Here is a 323-nt window from a genome sequence, read left to right as displayed (position 1 = left end):
CGATAGGTCTGCGCGATCCGCAAAAGGTTCGGGCTCAGTTCGATCTGGCGAGGGACAGAGTTGAGCAGCACAAACTGCGATCCCGCTGGCCAGACATCCGGCATCAACCCATCCGACCCCGCTTGCCCGCGGAGCCGGTCGCGCAGAAGATAGGTTTGCGGGGCGATCAGATCGGCCCGCGCGAACTGGAACACCTCCCACCGGTCGGCAGAGCCGTCGCCGATCGCTGCCAGATTGGCCCCGCCCAGCAGATCGGCCTCATCAACACTCTCTAACACACCGCTGGTCAGCGTGACCTGCAGCGCCTGCCCGCGATCCACCAC

At 65.0% G+C, this 323-nt stretch carries 1 protein-coding gene; it reads right to left on the bottom strand.

The genetic code is table 11. The features are described from left to right. Window positions 1-323: phage tail baseplate protein (locus B3849_RS08295; RefSeq protein ID WP_286780014.1), on the bottom strand; the 323-nt coding region annotated here is incomplete at both ends.

This window comes from Sulfitobacter sp. UBA4523 (genome assembly GCF_002388305.1).
GTDB classification, from domain to species: domain Bacteria; phylum Pseudomonadota; class Alphaproteobacteria; order Rhodobacterales; family Rhodobacteraceae; genus Sulfitobacter; species Sulfitobacter pontiacus.
This window is presented reverse-complemented; position numbering and strand designations above follow the sequence as displayed.